Source organism: Cardiobacterium hominis, from assembly GCF_900637305.1.
GTDB classification, from domain to species: Bacteria; Pseudomonadota; Gammaproteobacteria; order Cardiobacteriales; family Cardiobacteriaceae; genus Cardiobacterium; species Cardiobacterium hominis.
In genome coordinates, this window is record NZ_LR134365.1 from 1,243,046 (window position 1) to 1,260,406 (window position 17,361).

The window sequence follows — 17,361 nt, forward strand, 5'->3', positions numbered from 1 at the left end:
CAGTATGCACATTCATCACACCGCCCTCATCGCCTCCGACTACGCGCGCAGCAAGCGCTTCTATACCGAAATCCTCGGCTTGCAAATACTCGCCGAACACTACCGTGCGGCGCGCGATTCGTGGAAACTGGACCTCGGCCTGAACGGCCAGTACGTCGTCGAACTCTTCTCCTTCCCCAACCCGCCGCCGCGACCGGGCAGTATGGACGGCACGCCGGAAGCCTGCGGCCTGCGTCATCTCGCCTTTGCCGTCGCGGACATTCCCGCCAAGCGTGCCGAACTGCAAGCGTTGGGCGTTGCCTGCGAGCCCATCCGCATCGACGAATACACCGGCAAGCAGCTCTTCTTCATCAAAGACCCGGACGGCCTGCCGCTGGAGTTTTACCAGCAGTAACCGCGTCATAACCAAACGGAATACCGCGCGACAAACATGGCACAAAAAATGCTTAATTAGAGACAATCGCCGCGCCAACCGGTGCCGAGAAATCTTGCAATATCCCTGAGAAACAAAGGAAACCCATGAACCCGATTCCAGATATGGAAAAGCCGTCCGGCCAATCCGAAGCCTACGACCTCACCTATTTTGACGGCCACAAGCGCCGCGTGTACGTGACCGATGACCAGTTCTACCTCACCAACACGATGATGATCTTCTCGCGCACCGATACCAAAGGCTTCATCACCAGCGTTAACCTGCCCTTCATCGAAGCGAGCGGCTGGGAAAAAGAAGAGCTCATCGGCCAGCCGCACTACATCCTGCGCCACCCGCACATGCCGGCATCCGCCTTTGAAGACCTGTGGAGCACGCTGCAAGCGGGCAAACAATGGACGGGCTGCGTGAAAAACCTGCGCAAAGACGGCGGCTATTACTGGGTGCGCGCCGTGGTTGATCCCATCATTGAAGACGGCAAAATCGTCGGCTACAACTCGGTGCGCCGCCGCATTGATAACGCCACCATCAAAGAACATGAAGCGCTTTACGCGCAACTGCGCGCTGCGGAAATCTGATTCGCGCCCCGCGAAACGGCATTCGCGCGCCTAAACTCCGCCCTTCGGGGCGGTTTTTTGTGCGCCATTTTTCTCGCGGACAGGCGGCAAATGGCATAATGTCGCCCTTTTTCTCAACCCGGTCTGTTTATGAGTCAGCACGATAATTGGTCTTCCCGTCTCGGTTTCATTCTCGCCGCCGCCGGTTCTGCCATCGGTCTCGGCGCCATCTGGAAATTTCCCTACACCGCCGGCACGCACGGCGGCGCGGTGTTTTTCCTGCTCTTTATCGTGTTTACGTTTTTGGTCGGTGCGCCGGTATTGGTCGCCGAGTTCGTCATCGGCCGTCACAGCCGGCACAACGCGATTCAGGCGTTTCACCGCATCCGCCCCGGCAGCGTCTGGCCGCTGGTCGGTTGGCTCGGTGTGGCGACCTGTTTTGTGTTGTTGTCGTTTTATAGCGTCGTCGGCGGTTGGGTGGTCGCCTATATTTGGCACGGTATCAGCGGCGATTTGGCGGCGGTGACCGATTATGGTGCCTTTTTCGGCGCGATGATTGAGAATCCGGGCGAGGTGCTGCTGTTCCAGGGGCTGTTCATGTTGGCGACGGTTTATGTAGTGCAGGCTGGGGTCAGCCAGGGGATTGAGCGGGCGAACAAGTACATGATGCCCGCGCTGTTTGTGATGTTCCTGCTGCTGGCGCTGCGCTCGCTGACGTTGCCTGGCGCCTGGCAGGGCGTGGTGTTTCTGCTGAAGCCGGACTGGTCATTTTTCAATGGCGAGACGATGCTTTCCGCACTCGGTCAGGCGTTTTTTGCGCTGAGCATCGGTGTGTCGGTGATGATTACTTATGCCTCGTACTTGCGTGATGACTACGACTTGCTGCGCAGCGCCAACAGCATCGTCTGGATGAATATCGCCATTTCGCTGCTCGCCGGGCTGGTGATTTTCCCGGCGGTGTTTGCGCTCGGGTTTACGCCGAATCAGGGGCCGGGGCTGATTTTTGCGATTTTGCCGGCGGTGTTCGCCCAGTTGCCGCTCGGCGTGCCGCTGTTTGTGGTGTTCATGGTGCTGGTGCTGTTTGCGACGCTCACTTCGGCGTTTTCGATGCTGGAGAATATTGTCGCGGTGCTGGCGTACAAGAAGCCGGAGCGGCGCGCGCCGGTATCGTGGCTGCTCGGGCTGGCGATTTTTCTCGCGGGGATTCCGTCGGCGCTGTCCTTCGGGCTGCTCAAGGATGTGCAGTTTATCGGCGCGCGCGGGATTTTTGATTCGCTGGATTTGCTGGTGACCGGCTGGAGCATGCCGTTCGGCGCGCTGTTAATCGCGCTCTTTACCGCCTGGGCGTGGCAGCGCGCGGCGGTGCAACGCGAAGCGATGACCGGCAGCAATCTGCCGCTGTGGGTGTTTGATTTGTGGTTCGTGCTGGTGCGTTTCGTCGCGCCGCTGGCGATTGTTATCGTCTTTTTGCACGGCATCGGGGTGTTCTAATTTACATACACCTGAGCGCTCATCGTGTATGTATATTTTGTCCGTGCCACCGCCGCCGCTTTTGCGGCGGTTTTTATTTGTCTGCACCGTCTATCGTCTGCGCTTAATGTTGCGCGGGCTTATGAGGTAGTAATTTGTTTTATTGATTCTTTTTTTACGCGCCCCCTTGCCGCCCGTGCGACGCGGGTGCGGGCGTGCTACAATTTGTGCCGCTTCTGCGCCGTGTTGCGCATGGTTAAATTCTTATTTTTTGGAGGCACTAAAAGATGAATAAAGATATCGACCCGCAAGAAACCCGGGAATGGCTGGCGTCGCTGGCCAGTGTGCTGCGTGAGGAGGGTGAGGAGCGTGCGCATTTCATCCTCGAAACGCTGCTGGAGCAGGCCGCGCGTGACGGTCTCGGCTTTGAGAGCGGCTTCACAACGCCGTATTACAACACCATCCCGGTGGAGCGCCAGCCGTCCTATCCCGGCAATCTGGAGCTGGAGAAACGCATCGAGGCTTATGTGCGCTGGAACGCGCTGGCGATGGTCATCCGTGCCGGCAAGCACACCAACGTCGGCGGGCATATCGCCAGCTTCGCCTCATCCGCCGTCATGTATGAAGTCGGGCAGAACCACTTCTGGCACGGGCAGGAAGGCGAGCAAGGCGGCGATTTGGTCTTCTTCCAGGGACACTGCGCGCCGGGAATGTACGCCCGCGCTTTCCTCGAAGGCCGTTTGACCGAGGAGCAACTCGACAATTACCGTCAGGAAGTGGGCGGCAATGGTCTGTCTTCATATCCGCACCCGTGGCTGATGCCGCATTTCTGGCAGTTCCCGACGGTTTCCATGGGGCTTGGCCCGATGATGGCGCTCTATCAGGCGCGCTTCATGCGTTATATGGAAAGCCGCGGCCTCATCAAGCACACCGGGCGCAAGGTCTGGGCGTTCCTCGGCGACGGCGAGATGGACGAGCCGGAATCCCGCGGGCAAATCGCCCTCGCTGCGCGCGAGCATCTGGACAATCTGGTCTTCGTAGTGAACTGTAACCTGCAACGCCTTGACGGCCCGGTACGCGGCAGCGGCAAGATTGTGCAGGAGCTGGAAGGCGAATTCCGTGGTGCCGGCTGGAACGTCATCAAAGTCATGTGGGACAGCCAGTGGGACAAACTGTTCGCCCGTGACGTTAATGGCGTGCTGCGTAAGCGCATGATGGAAGTAAACGACGGCGACTATCAGACGTACAAATCCAAGAACGGCGCTTACATCCGCGAGCATTTCTTCAACTCGCTCGAACTGAAGGCGCTGGTTTCCGACATGACCGACGAGGAAATCTGGGCGCTGCAACGCGGCGGCCACGACCCGCTCAAGGTCTATGCCGCGTACAAGGCCGCGCAGGAAAGCGGCACGCCGACGCTGATTCTGATGCACACCGTCAAGGGTTGGGCGATGGGTGGTTCTGCCGAATCACAAAACGTCGCGCACCAGTCCAAGAAAATGGATTTGCAACAGCTGCTTGCCTTCCGCGACCGCTTCAACCTGCCGCTGACGCATGAGCAGGTCGAGAAAGTCGAGTACCTGAAATTCCCCGAAGGCTCACCGGAGCAGAAATACCTGCTGGAGCGCCGCGAGAAGCTGCAAGGCTTCGTGCCGGAACGCCACGACCGCGCCGCCTCCCTGCCCGCACCGTCGCTGGAATCCTTCGCCACCATCACCGCTGCCACCAAAGAAGGCCGCGAAATCTCCACCACGATGGCGTTCGTCCGCGTCCTCGGCGCCCTGATGAAAGACAAGGCGCTCGGCAAGCACATCGTGCCCATCGTGCCGGACGAATTCCGCACCTTCGGCATGGAAGGCATGTTCCGCCAGTACGGCATCTGGAACCCGCTCGGCCAGCAATACACGCCGTCCGATGCCGACCAGTTGATGTTCTACAAAGAAGCCGCCGACGGGCAAATTCTGCAAGAAGGCATCAACGAAGCCGGCGCGATGTGCGACTGGATTGCCGCCGGGACGTCTTACAGCGTCAATGGCGTGGCGATGATACCCTTCCTCATCTATTACTCCATGTTCGGCTTCCAGCGCTTTGGCGACTTCGCCTGGGCCGCAGGCGACCAGCGCGCGCGCGGCTTCCTCCTCGGCGGTACCGCAGGCCGCACCACGTTGAACGGTGAAGGCCTGCAACACGAAGACGGCCACAGCCACATGCAGGCAGCGCTCATCCCGAACTGCATCCCCTACGACCCGACCTTTGCCTACGAAGTCGCGATCATCGTGCGTGACGGCATCCGCCGCATGTACACCGAACACGAAGACGTGTACTACTACCTCACCCTGCTCAACGAAAACTACGCCCATCCGGAAATGCCGGCGGGCAGCGAGCGCGGCATCCTCAAGGGGCTGTACCCCATCGGCGAACACAAAGGCAGCAAGGGACACGTCCAGCTCATGGGCTCCGGCTCCATCCTGATGGAAGTCATCGCGGGCGCCAAACTGCTCGCTGACGACTGGGGCATCGGTTCCGACATCTGGAGCGCGACCTCCTTCACCCTGCTGGCACGTGAAGCCGCAGAAGTTGAGCGCTACAACCGCCTGCACCCCACCGCCAAGCCGCAAGTCGCCTACCTGAACGAAGTGCTGTCCGGCAAAGAAGGTCCGATTGTCGTCTCCACCGACTACATCCGCGCCTATCCTGACCAGATTCGCGCCTACCTGCCGAAAGACCGCGACATGCTCGTCCTCGGCACCGATGGCTACGGCCGCTCCGACACCCGCGAAGCGCTGCGCCGCCACTTCGAAGTGAACCGCTACCACGTCGTCGTCGCCGCACTGAAATCGCTCGCCGACCAGGGCAAAGTCCAGGCAGCCGACGTACAAAAAGCCATCGAAAAATACGGCATCGAGACGGAAACCCAGTACCCGCTCTACCGTTAAACCCAAAATTCACGACACAGGATATTGATAATGAGCAATGAAATTCGCGTACCCGACATTGGAGATTTTGATGCAGTCGATGTCATCGAAGTCCTGATCAAAGCGGGCGACAGTGTCGAGAACGGCCAATCCGTCCTCGTACTCGAATCCGACAAGGCATCCATGGAAGTCCCGGCAGACATCGCCGGAACCGTGGCGAACGTCAGCGTTAAAGTTGGCGACAAAGTCAAACAGGGCGACCTCATCGCCACCCTGAGCGGTGCCGCCGCGCCTGCCGCAGCAGCACCCGCACCGGCGGCAGAAGCGCCGAAAGCCGCGGCAGCACCCGCCGCTGCGGCCGCACAAACCGACATCCGCGTTCCCGACATCGGTGATTTCGATGCGGTGGACGTCATCGAAGTCCTCATCAGAACCGGCGACAACGTCGAGAACGGTCAATCCGTCATCGTCCTGGAATCCGACAAAGCCTCGATGGAAGTCCCGGCAGAAGCCGCAGGCACCGTCGCCAGCGTCGCCATCAAAGTCGGCGACAAAGTCAAACAGGGCGACCTCATCGCCACCCTGAGCGGTGTCGCTGCCGCGCCTGCCGCCGCACCTGCACCGGCGGCAGAAGCACCGAAAGCCGCACCTGCGCCTGCACCGCAAGCAGCCCCAGCAGCCGCGCCCGCAGCCGTCGCCGCGCCTGCGCCTGCTCCCAGCGCCAACCCGCAAATCGACGAAGCCGGCTTTGCCACCGCGCACGCCAGCCCGTCCATTCGCCGCATCGCGCGTGAAATGGGGCTTGACCTCGGCAAAGTACAAGGCAGCGGCCGCCTCGGGCGCATCCTTGAAAGCGACATCCGCGCCTTCGTCAAAACCCTGCTTACCAGCGGCGGTGTTGCGGCAGCAGCCGGTGCCAAAGGTGGCGTAAGTAGCGGTGCAGCTCCGCAAGGCATGGGCGGAATTCCGCCGATTCCGGCGGTGGACTTCAGCCAGTTCGGTGAAATCGAAGAACAGCCGCTGTCACGCATCAACGTCCTGACCGGCGCCGCGATGACCCGCTGCTGGCTCAACATCCCGCACGTCACCCAGCACGACTACGCCGACATCACCGAACTTGAAGCCTTCCGCGTCTCGCTCAAGGCCGAGGCGGAAAAACGCGGCGTGCGCGTCACCATGCTGGCATTTCTGATGAAAGCGCTGACCAGCGCACTGAAAGAACTGCCGCGCTTCAACTCCTCGCTCTCACCGGATGGCAAAGCGCTGATTCTGAAGAAGTACTACAACATCGGTATTGCCGTTGACACGCCGAACGGCCTCGTCGTCCCGGTCATCCGCGACGTTGACCAAAAAGGCATCTACGACCTCTCCGCCGACCTCGCTGCTATTAGCAAAAAAGCGCGCGAAGGTAAACTGTCTCCGAAAGATATGTCAGGGGCGTCGATGACCATCTCCAGCCTCGGCGGCATCGGTGGAACATTCTTCACACCCATCGTCAATGCCCCTGAAGTTGCTATACTTGGTGTCTCGCGTTCGGCGATGCAACCCGTGTGGAACGGCAAAGATTTCGCCCCGCGCTTGATGTTACCCATGTCCCTGTCATATGATCATCGTGTAATAGATGGAGCCTTGGGTGCCCGCATGACCTCCTTGCTGGCACAAATCCTCGGCGACATGAAACGGACTTTACTCTGACAGGAATCTAATGAAACGGCTACTCCGTACCGCTACCGTCACGCTCTACGTGGCGGTAGCTTGTTCATTCTGGGCTTGCGGCAGGGATCTGCCGCAAATACTGCGTTCGGCGGTTGTGCGTGACCCGCAAATCGCCGAAGCGCAGGCCAACCAGCGCGTCGCGCAAAGTACCCTGGAACAAACGGAGGCCAGCCGCTGGCCCACTCTGAAAGCGGGCGTAAACCAAGCCGTGCTTAATAGCAAAAAAGACTACAAATTCACCCCCGGCGTCGAAGCCAACTGGAAACTCTACGACTTCGGCGCGACCGGCGCGAGCATCGAACGCGACCGCATCAAAACCCAGTACTACAAAAACAAAACCAGCGAAACCGCCGAAGAACTGGCGTTCAAAATCGCTACCGACTTCCTCGAAGCGCTGAAAGCACGTGAATCGCTGAAAGTGGCGAAAGAAAACCTCGCCCGTCACGAACACATCGTCAAGCAGCTGCGCATCATCCTCGAATACGACCCTGGCCGCCGCTCCGAATTTACCCAGGCGGACGCGCGCCGCATCCAGGTGCAAGAATCCATCATCAGTTACGAACGTGCGCTTGGCCTCGCCCTGCGCCGCTTGGCGCGTTACGTCGATCCGCCGGTGACCGAATCCGAGCTGAAAGACCCGTTTGCCAATATGCCGATCACCGACCTGCTCAACAAATACAAAGTCAGCGAAGAAGACGCACTGGCGCACCCCAGCTACCGCGCCCAGGCACGCGAACTGGAAAGCATCGAAGCGGCGCTGAAAGTGGCAGAACGCTCGCGTTACCCGGTGGTTGGCTTGAAAGCAGAAGCGAACACGCAAGACTCTGCCGTTTACCTGACCATGTCGGCTGACGTCTTTAACAAGGCGACCGCGCCCGGTATCGAATTACAACGCCACCAAGCGGCCGCCGCACAAGCCAAACTGGCGCAAATCTACGACAGCCTGGTGCAGCGTGCCGAAGTTGCCGCTCTGCAGATGCGCGAAGACCAGTCGCGCATTGAAATCAGCGAGGCGCAGGCAAAAGCGCTGGAACAAGTCGTCGTGGATTACGAAGACCAATTCAAAATAGCCACCCGCACCCTGCTGGACGTCGTCAATGCCTATAGCGAACTGGCGAGCGTCAAACAACTGCGCGTACAGGCGCAGGCTGACCTGATGCAGGCGAAGCTGGAATACCTCTCCGCCACCGGTAACCTCGGCCAATGGGCAAAAATCCCCGACGTTAGCGACGAAAACGCCAAGGCAGAAGGGCGGAAAAAAGGCGAAGCCTCGCCCGATGCCAAAGAAGGCAAAGGCAAGAAAAAAGGCAAAGGCGAACCGCCGCCGCCGCTTACCCTTACCTCGGTCGATGACGACGAGGCGATGGAACTGGAATCTGCCAACGCGGATGACGCCTACGGCGACGAACCCTACACCGGTCCGGAAACCGTTTTCGTCCGCGTCAGCGACAGCGGCGAACTGCTGCTGGAAAGCGAAGGCCACCCGCTGGAAAACATCAAAAGCGAGAGCCGCAGCGTCGCCAAAAACAAAGCCAAGGGCAACAACGCTGCGCGCAAAACCGCGGCGGGCAAATTCCGCAGAAAATAACCGCATATAAAGAAGGAAAGGGCATTCCATGAACAGCTTGCTTGAACACGTCAGTCTGCTGACCCGCATACTCGGCAGCCCCGTTGCCGCCGTCACCTTGGCGGCATCTGTGCCGCGTGACGATGCGGGCGATTTTGACCAAAAAGCCCTCGGTGAAGAACTGAAACATCAGGGTTTTGAAAACCACCTGCAAAAGCGTCCACTACGCAAAATCCCGCAACTGGCGCTGCCCGCAGTTATCCTCTTGCGCGACGGCGAAGCAGCGGTACTGAAAAAACTCGCTGGCGACGAAGCCGTGATTGAATTTGCAGGCATTGGCGAACAGCGCCTCGCCACGGCAGAGCTTGAAGCGCAATACCTCGGCTATGCCTGGTTTATCAAACCAAAGGCGGCAAAAGACGTCCGCTCCGAACTGCCCGAATACGAACTGCCGAAAGGCTGGTTCTGGCGCGTCATCTGGCGCTTCCGCCGCTACTACTACCAAGTCATCATCGCCACCTTCCTCATCAACTTCCTCGCGCTGGTCAGCTCGCTCTACGTGATGAACGTCTATGACCGCGTCATCCCGAACAAATCCATGGAAACCCTGTGGGTGCTGAGCATTGGCGTCTCGCTCGCCATCTTCTTCGAATTTCTCGCCAAACTCATCCGCGGGCATCTCACCGACATCGCGGGCAAAAAAGCCGACCTCATCATCTCCGCCGCGCTTTTCCGCCGCGTCATGCAGCTGCGCATGGCAGACAAACCCGCCTCCTCCGGCTCCTACGCCAACAACCTGCGCGACTTCGAATCCGTGCGCGACTTCATGACCAGCGCTAGCCTGCTCGCCTTCGTCGATATGCCGTTCTTCCTGCTATTCATCACCGTGATGCACATGGTTGCCGGCCAACTTGCCGTAGTACCGCTGACCATCATCCCGATCGTCGTCATCGCTGGCATTCTCGCGCAATTCCCGCTGGCGCGCTCCATCAACGAATCCATGCGCGAATCCTCGCAGCGGCAAGGACTGGCGGTGGAAGCCATCGAAGGCGTGGAAACCCTGAAAGTAAACAACGCCTTCAGCTGGGCGCAGCGCCGCTGGGACGCCTACACCGCGAAAACCGCCGCCTCCAGCATCAAAACGCGCGACATCAGCAACTTCGTTACCAGCTTCTCCGCCGCCATCCAGCAATTAAACACCGTCATCCTCGTCGTTTACGGCACCTACCTCATCCACGCCGAAAACGTCCACGACCGCATCACCATGGGGGCGCTCATCGCCTGTGTCATCCTCTCCGGCCGCGCTCTCGGCCCAGTCGCACAAATCGCCGGCCTTGCAGTGCGCTTCCAGCAGGCGCGTCTCGCCCTGCAAGGGGTAAACAACATCACCCGCCGCCCGATTGAGCGCCATGCCGACCGCCAATACATCACCCTCGACCACCCCGAAGGCAAAATTGGCTTTGAAAACGTCACCTTCGCCTACGGCAAAGAAGGCAAGCGGGTACTGGACAACCTCACGCTCAACGTCAAGGCGGGCGAAAAAATCGCCATCCTAGGCCGCATTGGCAGCGGCAAATCCACCCTGCTCAAACTGGCTGCCGGATTGTACGAACCGCAAAACGGCATGGTCAGCCTGGATGACGTTGACGAGCGACAAATCGACCCGTACTTCCTGCGCAGCGAAGTAGCGCTGCTTGCGCAATCACCGCGACTCTTCCTCGGTACCCTGCGCGAAAACCTAGACCTCGCCCGCTCCGACGGCTTCTACAGCGACGAAATCCTCCTGAACGCACTGAAGCGCTTCGGACTGGAGCGCCTGATACAAGGACACCCGCACGGGCTGGACATGCAGCTGGGCGAAAACGGCGCCGGCCTCTCCGGCGGACAACAACAAATCGTCAGCCTGGCGCGCCTCACCCTGCGCAACCCGCGCGTGGTACTGCTCGACGAACCGACCAGCGGCCTTGACCAAAACACCGAACAACAAGTGCTGCGCGCGCTTGCCGACTGGGTACGCGACCGCACCATGATCGTCGTCACCCACCGTCCGCAAATCCTCATGCTGGTGGACCGCATCATCGTCATGGAGCAGGGACAAATCGTCATGGACGGCCCGAAACAAGCCGTACTCGACCGTCTGAGCGGCCGCCCTGCCACCCCGCCGGGCGCGCCTGCCGCACAACCAGCCCCCGTCGCCGGACACGGCAAACAAGAAACTATCTGAGGCGCTTGAACCATGGCACTACGCAGAAAACCCAAACTGTCGCAGAAAGACCTGAAACTCGTCAGCGACCTCAACGCTGCCCTACAAGAAGAAAAACACCGCGGCCTGTGGTGGAGCATCTTCTTCCTCACCGCCTTCCTCACCGCCTTCGTCATCTGGGCGTATAACAGCGACCTCGAAGAAGTCACGCGCGGCCAGGGCTCCATCATCCCCAGCAGCCGCCTGCAAGTCATCCAGAGCCTTGACCCTGGCATTCTCGCCAAACTGCACGTCAAAGAAGGCGACCTGGTAGAAGCGGGCGATATCCTCGTCACCATTGACGATACCCGCAGCTCCGCGGTACTGCGCGAAAGCGAGGCGAAAGTAGTGAACCTCGAAGCCATGCTGGCGCGCTACCGCAGCGAAGCCTACGACGAACCGCTGAAATTCCCCGCCAGCGTTGCCAAAGAACTGCGCGACCGCGAAACCAGCGCTTACAAGGCACGCCGCCGCGCGCTGGACGAAGCCGTCACCGGCCTGCAACAAAGCAAACGCATCCTCGACGAACAAATCCGCCGCACCGCAGCGATGGTCAAACGCGGCGTATCGTCTGAAATCGAACTGCTGCGAATGCAGCGCGAATCCGCCGATCTGGCGCTACAAATCAACGAACGCCGCAACCAGTACAAAACCGAGGCGAACAACGAACTGGTGCGCACCGAAGCCGAACTGGCGCAGGCGCGGGAAAACCTCGCCATGCACGCCGACCCGGTCGAGCGCGCCAACATCCGCTCGCCAATGCGCGGCATCGTGAACAACATCAAAATTACCACCGTCGGCGGCGTGATTAACGCCGGGCAGGACATCATGGAAATCGTCCCCATTGACGACACCCTGCTGGTGCAGGCCTATATCCGCCCGCAGGACGTCGCCTTCGTCCATCCCGGATTGCCTGCCGTGGTCAAACTCTCCGCCTACGATTACGCCATCTACGGCGGACTCGATGGCGTTGTGACCCTCATCAGTCCGGACACCTTGAGCGACGAGCGCCGCCGCAGCGAGCTGAACCTGGATGCCAACCAATCCTACTACCGCGTACTGGTCGAAACCAAAAACAGCAAACTGACCGACAAAAACGGCAAAGAGCTGCGCATCCTGCCGGGGATGGTTGCCACCGTTGATATCAAAACCGGGAACAAATCCGTCTTCCAATACCTCATCAAGCCCATTACCCGGATGAAACAGGCGCTGCACGAGCGCTGATTTATGCATACATATCGAGCGCTCAGGCGCTATGTAAATAGCGCTTCGAATCATCACCGGACAACCCTTGATGACCAACGCCCGCCCTGCGGGCGTTTTTTCTGCCCAAGCATGAAGGGAAGTTTGACAGAAATTAACCCTGTGCTAGTATTGCCCGACCGGGGAATTTCCCCGCGAACCCGCCGAAACACGGGATGGCGCGGAAAAACCGCGACGTGCCGCAGACAGAACCACGCCCTTTGACAATGAGGTAACACCATGCAAACTCCAGAACTCACGACCTGGCAAATCAACAGCTACTACACGCTGATTATCGCCACCATCGTCCTGCTCTTTGGCCGCTATCTGGTGCGGAAATACCGCTTCCTGCAGGACTTCAATATCCCCGAACCCGTCGCGGGCGGACTTGTCGCCGCGGTCATCATCTACGCGCTTTACCTCTTTAACCACGTCAGCTTCGCCTTCGACAAATCGCTGCGCGAAGCCTTCATGCTGGTGTTCTTCTCCTCCATCGGCCTGAGCGCGGACTTCTCCCGCCTGAAAGCAGGCGGCATGCCGCTAGTCATCTTCACCATCGTCGTCGGCGTCTTCATTGCCGTCCAAAACGCGGTTGGCGTCGGGCTTGCCGTCGCGCTGGACCAAAACCCGCTGCTGGGTCTCGTCGCCGGCTCCATCACCATGACCGGCGGACACGGCACTGCGGCAGGCTGGGGGCCCGACCTCGAAAAAATCGGCCTGGCCAACGCAACCGACATCGGCATTGCCTGTGCCACCTTCGGCCTTGTCGCCGGCGGCCTCATTGGCGGCCCGGTCGCACGCCGCCTCATCAACAAAATGCAGCGCAAACCACTGGAAACCATTGATGACGGCGGTAACGACACCGGCGAAGATGCCAACGACATGTTCGAAAAACCGGAGCGCAAACGCCTGATTACCGCCAGCTCCGCCATCGACACCTTGGCGATGTTCGCCGCCTGTCTGGCGTTCGCGGAAATCATGGACGGCATCGACAAAGTCTATTTCAAACCGGTACTTGCCATACTCGATCTGCCGAAATTCGTCTGGGCGCTGGCCTTCGGTGTCATCCTGCGCAACGTGCTGACCAATATCTTCCGCTTCAACATGTTTGACCGCGCGATAGACGTCTTTGGCAACGCCTCGCTCTCGCTCTTCCTGGCGATGGCGCTGTTGGACCTCAAACTGTGGCAGCTGACCGCGCTCGCCTTGCCGGTCACCATCATCCTCTTGGTACAAGTCGTCGTGATGGCGCTCTACGCGACCTTTATCACCTACACACTGATGGGCCGTGACTACGACGCCGCTGTACTTGCCGCCGGCCACTGCGGTTTCGGCCTCGGCGCGACACCGACCGCAGTCGCCAACATGCAATCCGTCACCGAACGCTTCGGCCCGTCGCACAAAGCCTTCCTCATCGTGCCGATGGTCGGCGCCTTCCTCGTCGACCTCATCAACGCCGGCTTACTGCAAACCTTCGTCAAGGCCATCCACTAAACACGGCTTGCCATAAAAAACCACCGCTTGCGGTGGTTTTTTATGCGAAAGGGGTTTTTTCTGCGGGGCGTTGTATGGGCACTAATAGCGCCATATGTACCAAGCGGGAAGGGCAGGGTGGTGTTACTTGCCGATGCAGAAGGAGGAGAAGATATGGCCGAGCAGGTCGTCGCTGCTGACCGCACCGGTGATGCTGCCCAGCGCGTCGTGGGCAAGGCGCAGGTCTTCGGCGATGAGTTCGCCGTTTTGGCTGGCGTGCAGTTGGGCGAGGGCGTGCTGGTAGTGGCGTTCGGCCTGGTGCAGGGCGCGCAGGTGGCGTTCGCGCGCGATGTACGGGCTTTCTTCGCGGCTGTCACGGCCGACGGCGCAGGCGATGGCATCGCGCAGGGCGTCAATGCCGGCGCCGGTTTTGGCTGAGAGCCACAGGCCGTCCGCATGTTGTGCTTGTACGGCAGGCGGGGTTTGATCGGCTTTGTTGTAGGCGAGGAGCAGCGGCGTGTCAGCGCTTTCCGGCGGCAATGTTTCGTCGCCGCGGTCGTCAAGTGCGCTGCCGTCGCGCAGCAGCAGGATGAGGTCGGCTTGGTTGAGCGCCTGGCGGGTGCGGCGGATGCCTTCTTGTTCGACGAGGTCGCTCGCTTCGCGCAGTCCGGCGGTGTCGAGGATGTTTACCGGCATGCCGTGGATGAGGATGGTTTCGCGCACGATGTCGCGCGTGGTGCCCGCTTGCGCGGTAACGATGGCGCGTTCTTCGCCGACCAGCGCGTTCAGCAGGCTGGATTTGCCCGCGTTTGGTTTGCCGGCGATGACGAGGTTGATGCCGTCGTTCATCAGCCGCCCCTGGGTGCTTTGGGCGAGCAGGGTGCGTAGGCGTTCGCCCCAGCCTTGCAGGCGCGCGGCGATGTCGCCTTCGCGCAGGAAGTCGATTTCTTCTTCGGGGAAATCCAGCGCGGCTTCGATGTAGATGCGCAGGGCGAGCAGGTCGGCGGCAAGTGTTTCGATTTGGCGCGAGAAGTCGCCTTGCAAGGAGCGGTTTGCCGCTTTGACGGCTGCTTGTGAGCGGGCGTTAATGAGGTCGGCGATGGCTTCGGCTTGCGCGAGGTCGATTTTGTTGTTGAGGTAGGCGCGGCGGGTGTATTCACCGGGTTCGGCGAGGCGCGCACCGGCATCCAGCACGGCGGCAAGTACCGCCTGGGTGACGGCGATGCCGCCGTGTCCCTGGATTTCGAGGGTGTCTTCGCCGGTGTAGGAGTGCGGCGCGGGATAGTAGAGGAGTAGCGCCTGGTCGAGGGTGTCGCCACGGGCGTCGCGGATGTGGGCGAGGGTGGCGCGGCGCGGTGCGGGGGTTATGCCGCTCACGCGCGCGGCGATGGCGAGTGCTTCGCCGCCGCTGATGCGGATGATGGAAACGCCGCCCGTTCCGGGCGGCGTGGCGATGGCGGCGATGGTGTCGCGGGCGGGTTGCATCAGGCTTTGTGCCCTTTGTCGTGGTGGTGATGGTGTCCCGGTTGGCGTTCGCCGTAGCGTTTGTTCATGATGTATTGTTGGACGATGCCGAAGGCGTTGCTCACGGTCCAGTAGAGGACGAGGCCGGAGGGGAACCACATGAACATGATGCCGAAGACGAGCGGCAGCATCATCATCACTTTCGCCTGGGTCGGGTCAGGCGGCGGCGGGTTGAGTTTTTGCTGGAGGAACATCAGCGCCGCGTTGATGATGGGCAGGATGTAGTAGGGGTCCATCGCCGAGAGGTCTTGTATCCAGCCGAGCCACGGCGCATGGCGCAGTTCGACGGATTCGACCAGTACCCAGTAGAAGGCGATGAAGAAGGGGATTTGCAGTAGCATCGGCAGGCAGCCGCTGGCCGGGTTTACTTTTTCGTCTTTGTAGAGTTTCATCATGGCCATGCTAGCGGCCTGGCGGTCGTCGCCGTAGCGCTCTTTGATGCGCTGCATTTCCGGGCCGAGGCGACGCATTTTCGCCATGGATTTGTATGCCCAGGCGGACGGGGTGAAGAACAGCAGTTTGATGAGCAAGGTGGTGACGATGATCGCCCAGCCCCAGTTGTGCAGGATGCCGTGGATGAAGTTGATGACGTAGAACATCGGCTGACCGATCATGAAGAGGAAGCCGTAATCGACGGTTTTGTCGAGGTTCGGGGCGACGGCTTTCAGGTCTTTCTGGATTTTCGGGCCGATGTAGATTTGGCTGGTGAAGCTGGTGCTGCCACCGGGGGCGACTTCGCTGGAGGCGCCGACGACGCCGGCGAAGTTGTCGCCGCTGCTGGCGTTGGTGTTGGTGAAGAAGGCTTGCGGCTGGCCTTGTGCCGGGATGATGGCGCCGAGGAAGTAGTGCTGGATCATCGCTACCCAACCGGTTTCGGTGTTGGTGTTGAATTTGCTGCCCAGTTTGATTTTTTCGTAGGGGTCGTCGTCGTAGGACATGACCGCGCCGGTGAAGGTTGCAACCTGGCCGAGGCCTTTGGACGGCAGGGGCTGGCCGAATACCCATTGTTGGTAGGCGTTGCCGCGCCAGGCTTTGTCGCTGTGGTTCTCGACTTTTTGTTCGAGGGTGAAGTCGTAGGCGCCGCGTTTGAAGGTGTAGGTTTTGTGTACGGTGATGCCGTTTTCTTGCCAGCTGAGCGGGACGACGAGGCTGTCTTGGCCATCGGCAAGGGTGTAAGTGGTAGCGGCGGCGCTGAAGGTGTCGTGGTGGCTCGGTGCTTTGCCACCGTCTGCCGCGGTCAGGCCGCTTTGCAGGAGGAAGCGGCCGGGGTTGTCCTGGTGCAGCAGGGCAAGCGGTTTGTCGCCGTTTTTGTTTTCGGGGTAGGCGGGCAGGGTGGTGTGCACGATGGTGCCGCCTTTGTTGGCGATGTCCAGTTCGAGGACGTCGGTTTTGACGTGGATGACGGCGCCGTTGGCAGTGGTGTCGGCCTGGGTGTCGCCGGGGATGTCGCTGCGGGTACCGCTGGTTGCGGCAGGGACGTCGCTGCCGGGCGTGCCTTGCGGGACGTCTGTGGCGGCGGGGACGCTGGCGGTGGTTGGCGTCGGCGGCAGGTTGGCGATCTGCCATTTCTGCCAGAGCAGGAAGGCGATGAAGGCGGCCGCGATGTATAAAAGCAGTTTAGGGTTGTTTTTCATGCTTCACCAAGAAGGTTTCGGGAACGGGGTCGTAGCCGCCCTTGCTCCAGGGGCCACAGCGCAGGATGCGCCATACGGTCAGGATGGTGCCACGCAGCGCCCCGTGTTTTGCGATGGCTTCTTCGCCGTAGTGTGAGCAGGTCGGCTCGAAGCGGCATTGTTGGCCAATAAACGGGCTCAGGGTCTTGCGGTAGAGGCGGATGGCGCCAATCAACAGTCGTTTCATTTTTCAGGGAAAAGACGCTGCCAGTGACGGGCGAGGGCGCGGGCAATGGCGGCGTTGTCGTGTTCTTCGGCGGCGTGGCGGGCGATGACGATGATGTCCAGCGCGGCGCGTTCGCGGGCGGGCAGCTGGCGGAAGCTTTCGCGCACCAGCCGCTTGATGCGGTTGCGCTCGTGTGCGCGGCGGATTTGCCGCTTGGCGATGACCAGTCCCAGCCGCGCTGCGCCGTCTTGCAGACGACAACGCCCCAGAACGGTAAAACAGCGGTCGCTGCTTTTGCGTTCCGGGGCTTGAAATACGCGGTCGAAGTCGGCGCGCTGCGTCAGTCTCGCCGTGCGGGGAAATGACGTATTCACGCCACGGCGGCC

General features: G+C 60.3%; 13 protein-coding genes. 9 read left to right on the forward strand and 4 right to left on the reverse strand.

Annotated features, from left to right (window positions below; genetic code table 11):
* Positions 1 to 4: 4 nt before the first annotated feature.
* From gloA2 to gltS, 9 genes are all read left to right on the forward strand, one after another.
* A complete protein-coding gene (gloA2, locus tag EL199_RS06085) occupies positions 5 to 394 on the forward strand; it encodes an SMU1112c/YaeR family gloxylase I-like metalloprotein (protein ID WP_004139754.1) in 390 nt (129 codons plus the stop codon).
* Between the two features lie 125 nt (positions 395 to 519).
* Positions 520 to 1,008: a PAS domain-containing protein gene (locus EL199_RS06090; RefSeq protein ID WP_004139755.1), complete on the forward strand. Its 489-nt coding sequence runs from the start codon at positions 520 to 522 to the stop codon at positions 1,006 to 1,008.
* A gap of 129 nt (positions 1,009 to 1,137) precedes the next feature.
* Complete coding sequence (locus EL199_RS06095) at positions 1,138 to 2,478, forward strand: sodium-dependent transporter (RefSeq protein ID WP_004139756.1); 1,341 nt, start codon at positions 1,138 to 1,140, stop codon at positions 2,476 to 2,478.
* Positions 2,479 to 2,744: 266 nt separating this feature from the next.
* Entirely contained in the window at positions 2,745 to 5,393 is a 2,649-nt protein-coding gene (aceE, locus tag EL199_RS06100; RefSeq protein WP_004139758.1) for a pyruvate dehydrogenase (acetyl-transferring), homodimeric type, read from the forward strand.
* 30 nt (positions 5,394 to 5,423) lie between these two features.
* Complete coding sequence (aceF, locus tag EL199_RS06105) at positions 5,424 to 7,067, forward strand: dihydrolipoyllysine-residue acetyltransferase (protein ID WP_004139761.1); 1,644 nt, start codon at positions 5,424 to 5,426, stop codon at positions 7,065 to 7,067.
* Between the two features lie 10 nt (positions 7,068 to 7,077).
* Positions 7,078 to 8,676, forward strand: a complete 1,599-nt coding sequence (locus EL199_RS06110; RefSeq protein ID WP_004139767.1) for a TolC family protein — start codon at positions 7,078 to 7,080, stop codon at positions 8,674 to 8,676.
* 28 nt (positions 8,677 to 8,704) lie between these two features.
* The gene (locus EL199_RS06115; RefSeq protein ID WP_004139769.1) at positions 8,705 to 10,879 is read left to right on the forward strand and encodes a type I secretion system permease/ATPase; all 2,175 of its coding nucleotides are present in this window, start codon (positions 8,705 to 8,707) and stop codon (positions 10,877 to 10,879) included.
* 12 nt (positions 10,880 to 10,891) lie between these two features.
* Complete coding sequence (locus tag EL199_RS06120; RefSeq protein ID WP_004139772.1) at positions 10,892 to 12,121, forward strand: HlyD family type I secretion periplasmic adaptor subunit; 1,230 nt, start codon at positions 10,892 to 10,894, stop codon at positions 12,119 to 12,121.
* A 258-nt stretch (positions 12,122 to 12,379) separates the two neighbouring features.
* Positions 12,380 to 13,633 carry a sodium/glutamate symporter gene (gene gltS / locus EL199_RS06125; RefSeq protein ID WP_004139773.1) on the forward strand — a complete coding sequence of 418 codons (1,254 nt, stop codon included), beginning with the start codon at positions 12,380 to 12,382 and terminating at the stop codon, positions 13,631 to 13,633.
* Positions 13,634 to 13,756: 123 nt separating this feature from the next.
* On the opposite strand, the gene mnmE is transcribed toward gltS, so the two are convergent.
* From mnmE to rnpA, 4 genes are read right to left on the reverse strand one after another with little or no spacing between them, the layout of a single operon-like run.
* Positions 13,757 to 15,097, reverse strand: a complete 1,341-nt coding sequence (gene mnmE, locus EL199_RS06130) for a tRNA uridine-5-carboxymethylaminomethyl(34) synthesis GTPase MnmE (RefSeq protein WP_004139775.1) — start codon at positions 15,095 to 15,097, stop codon at positions 13,757 to 13,759.
* Positions 15,097 to 16,770, reverse strand: coding sequence for a membrane protein insertase YidC (gene yidC, locus EL199_RS06135; protein WP_004139777.1), 1,674 nt, complete (start codon positions 16,768 to 16,770; stop codon positions 15,097 to 15,099). Before yidC ends, mnmE begins: the two co-directional genes overlap by 1 nt.
* Positions 16,754 to 16,996, reverse strand: a complete 243-nt coding sequence (yidD, locus tag EL199_RS06140) for a membrane protein insertion efficiency factor YidD (RefSeq protein ID WP_004139779.1) — start codon at positions 16,994 to 16,996, stop codon at positions 16,754 to 16,756. The genes yidC and yidD overlap by 17 nt, the downstream gene beginning before the upstream one ends.
* Positions 16,993 to 17,349, reverse strand: a complete 357-nt coding sequence (gene rnpA / locus EL199_RS06145) for a ribonuclease P protein component (protein WP_004139781.1) — start codon at positions 17,347 to 17,349, stop codon at positions 16,993 to 16,995. The genes yidD and rnpA overlap by 4 nt, the downstream gene beginning before the upstream one ends.
* Positions 17,350 to 17,361 lie beyond the last annotated feature (12 nt).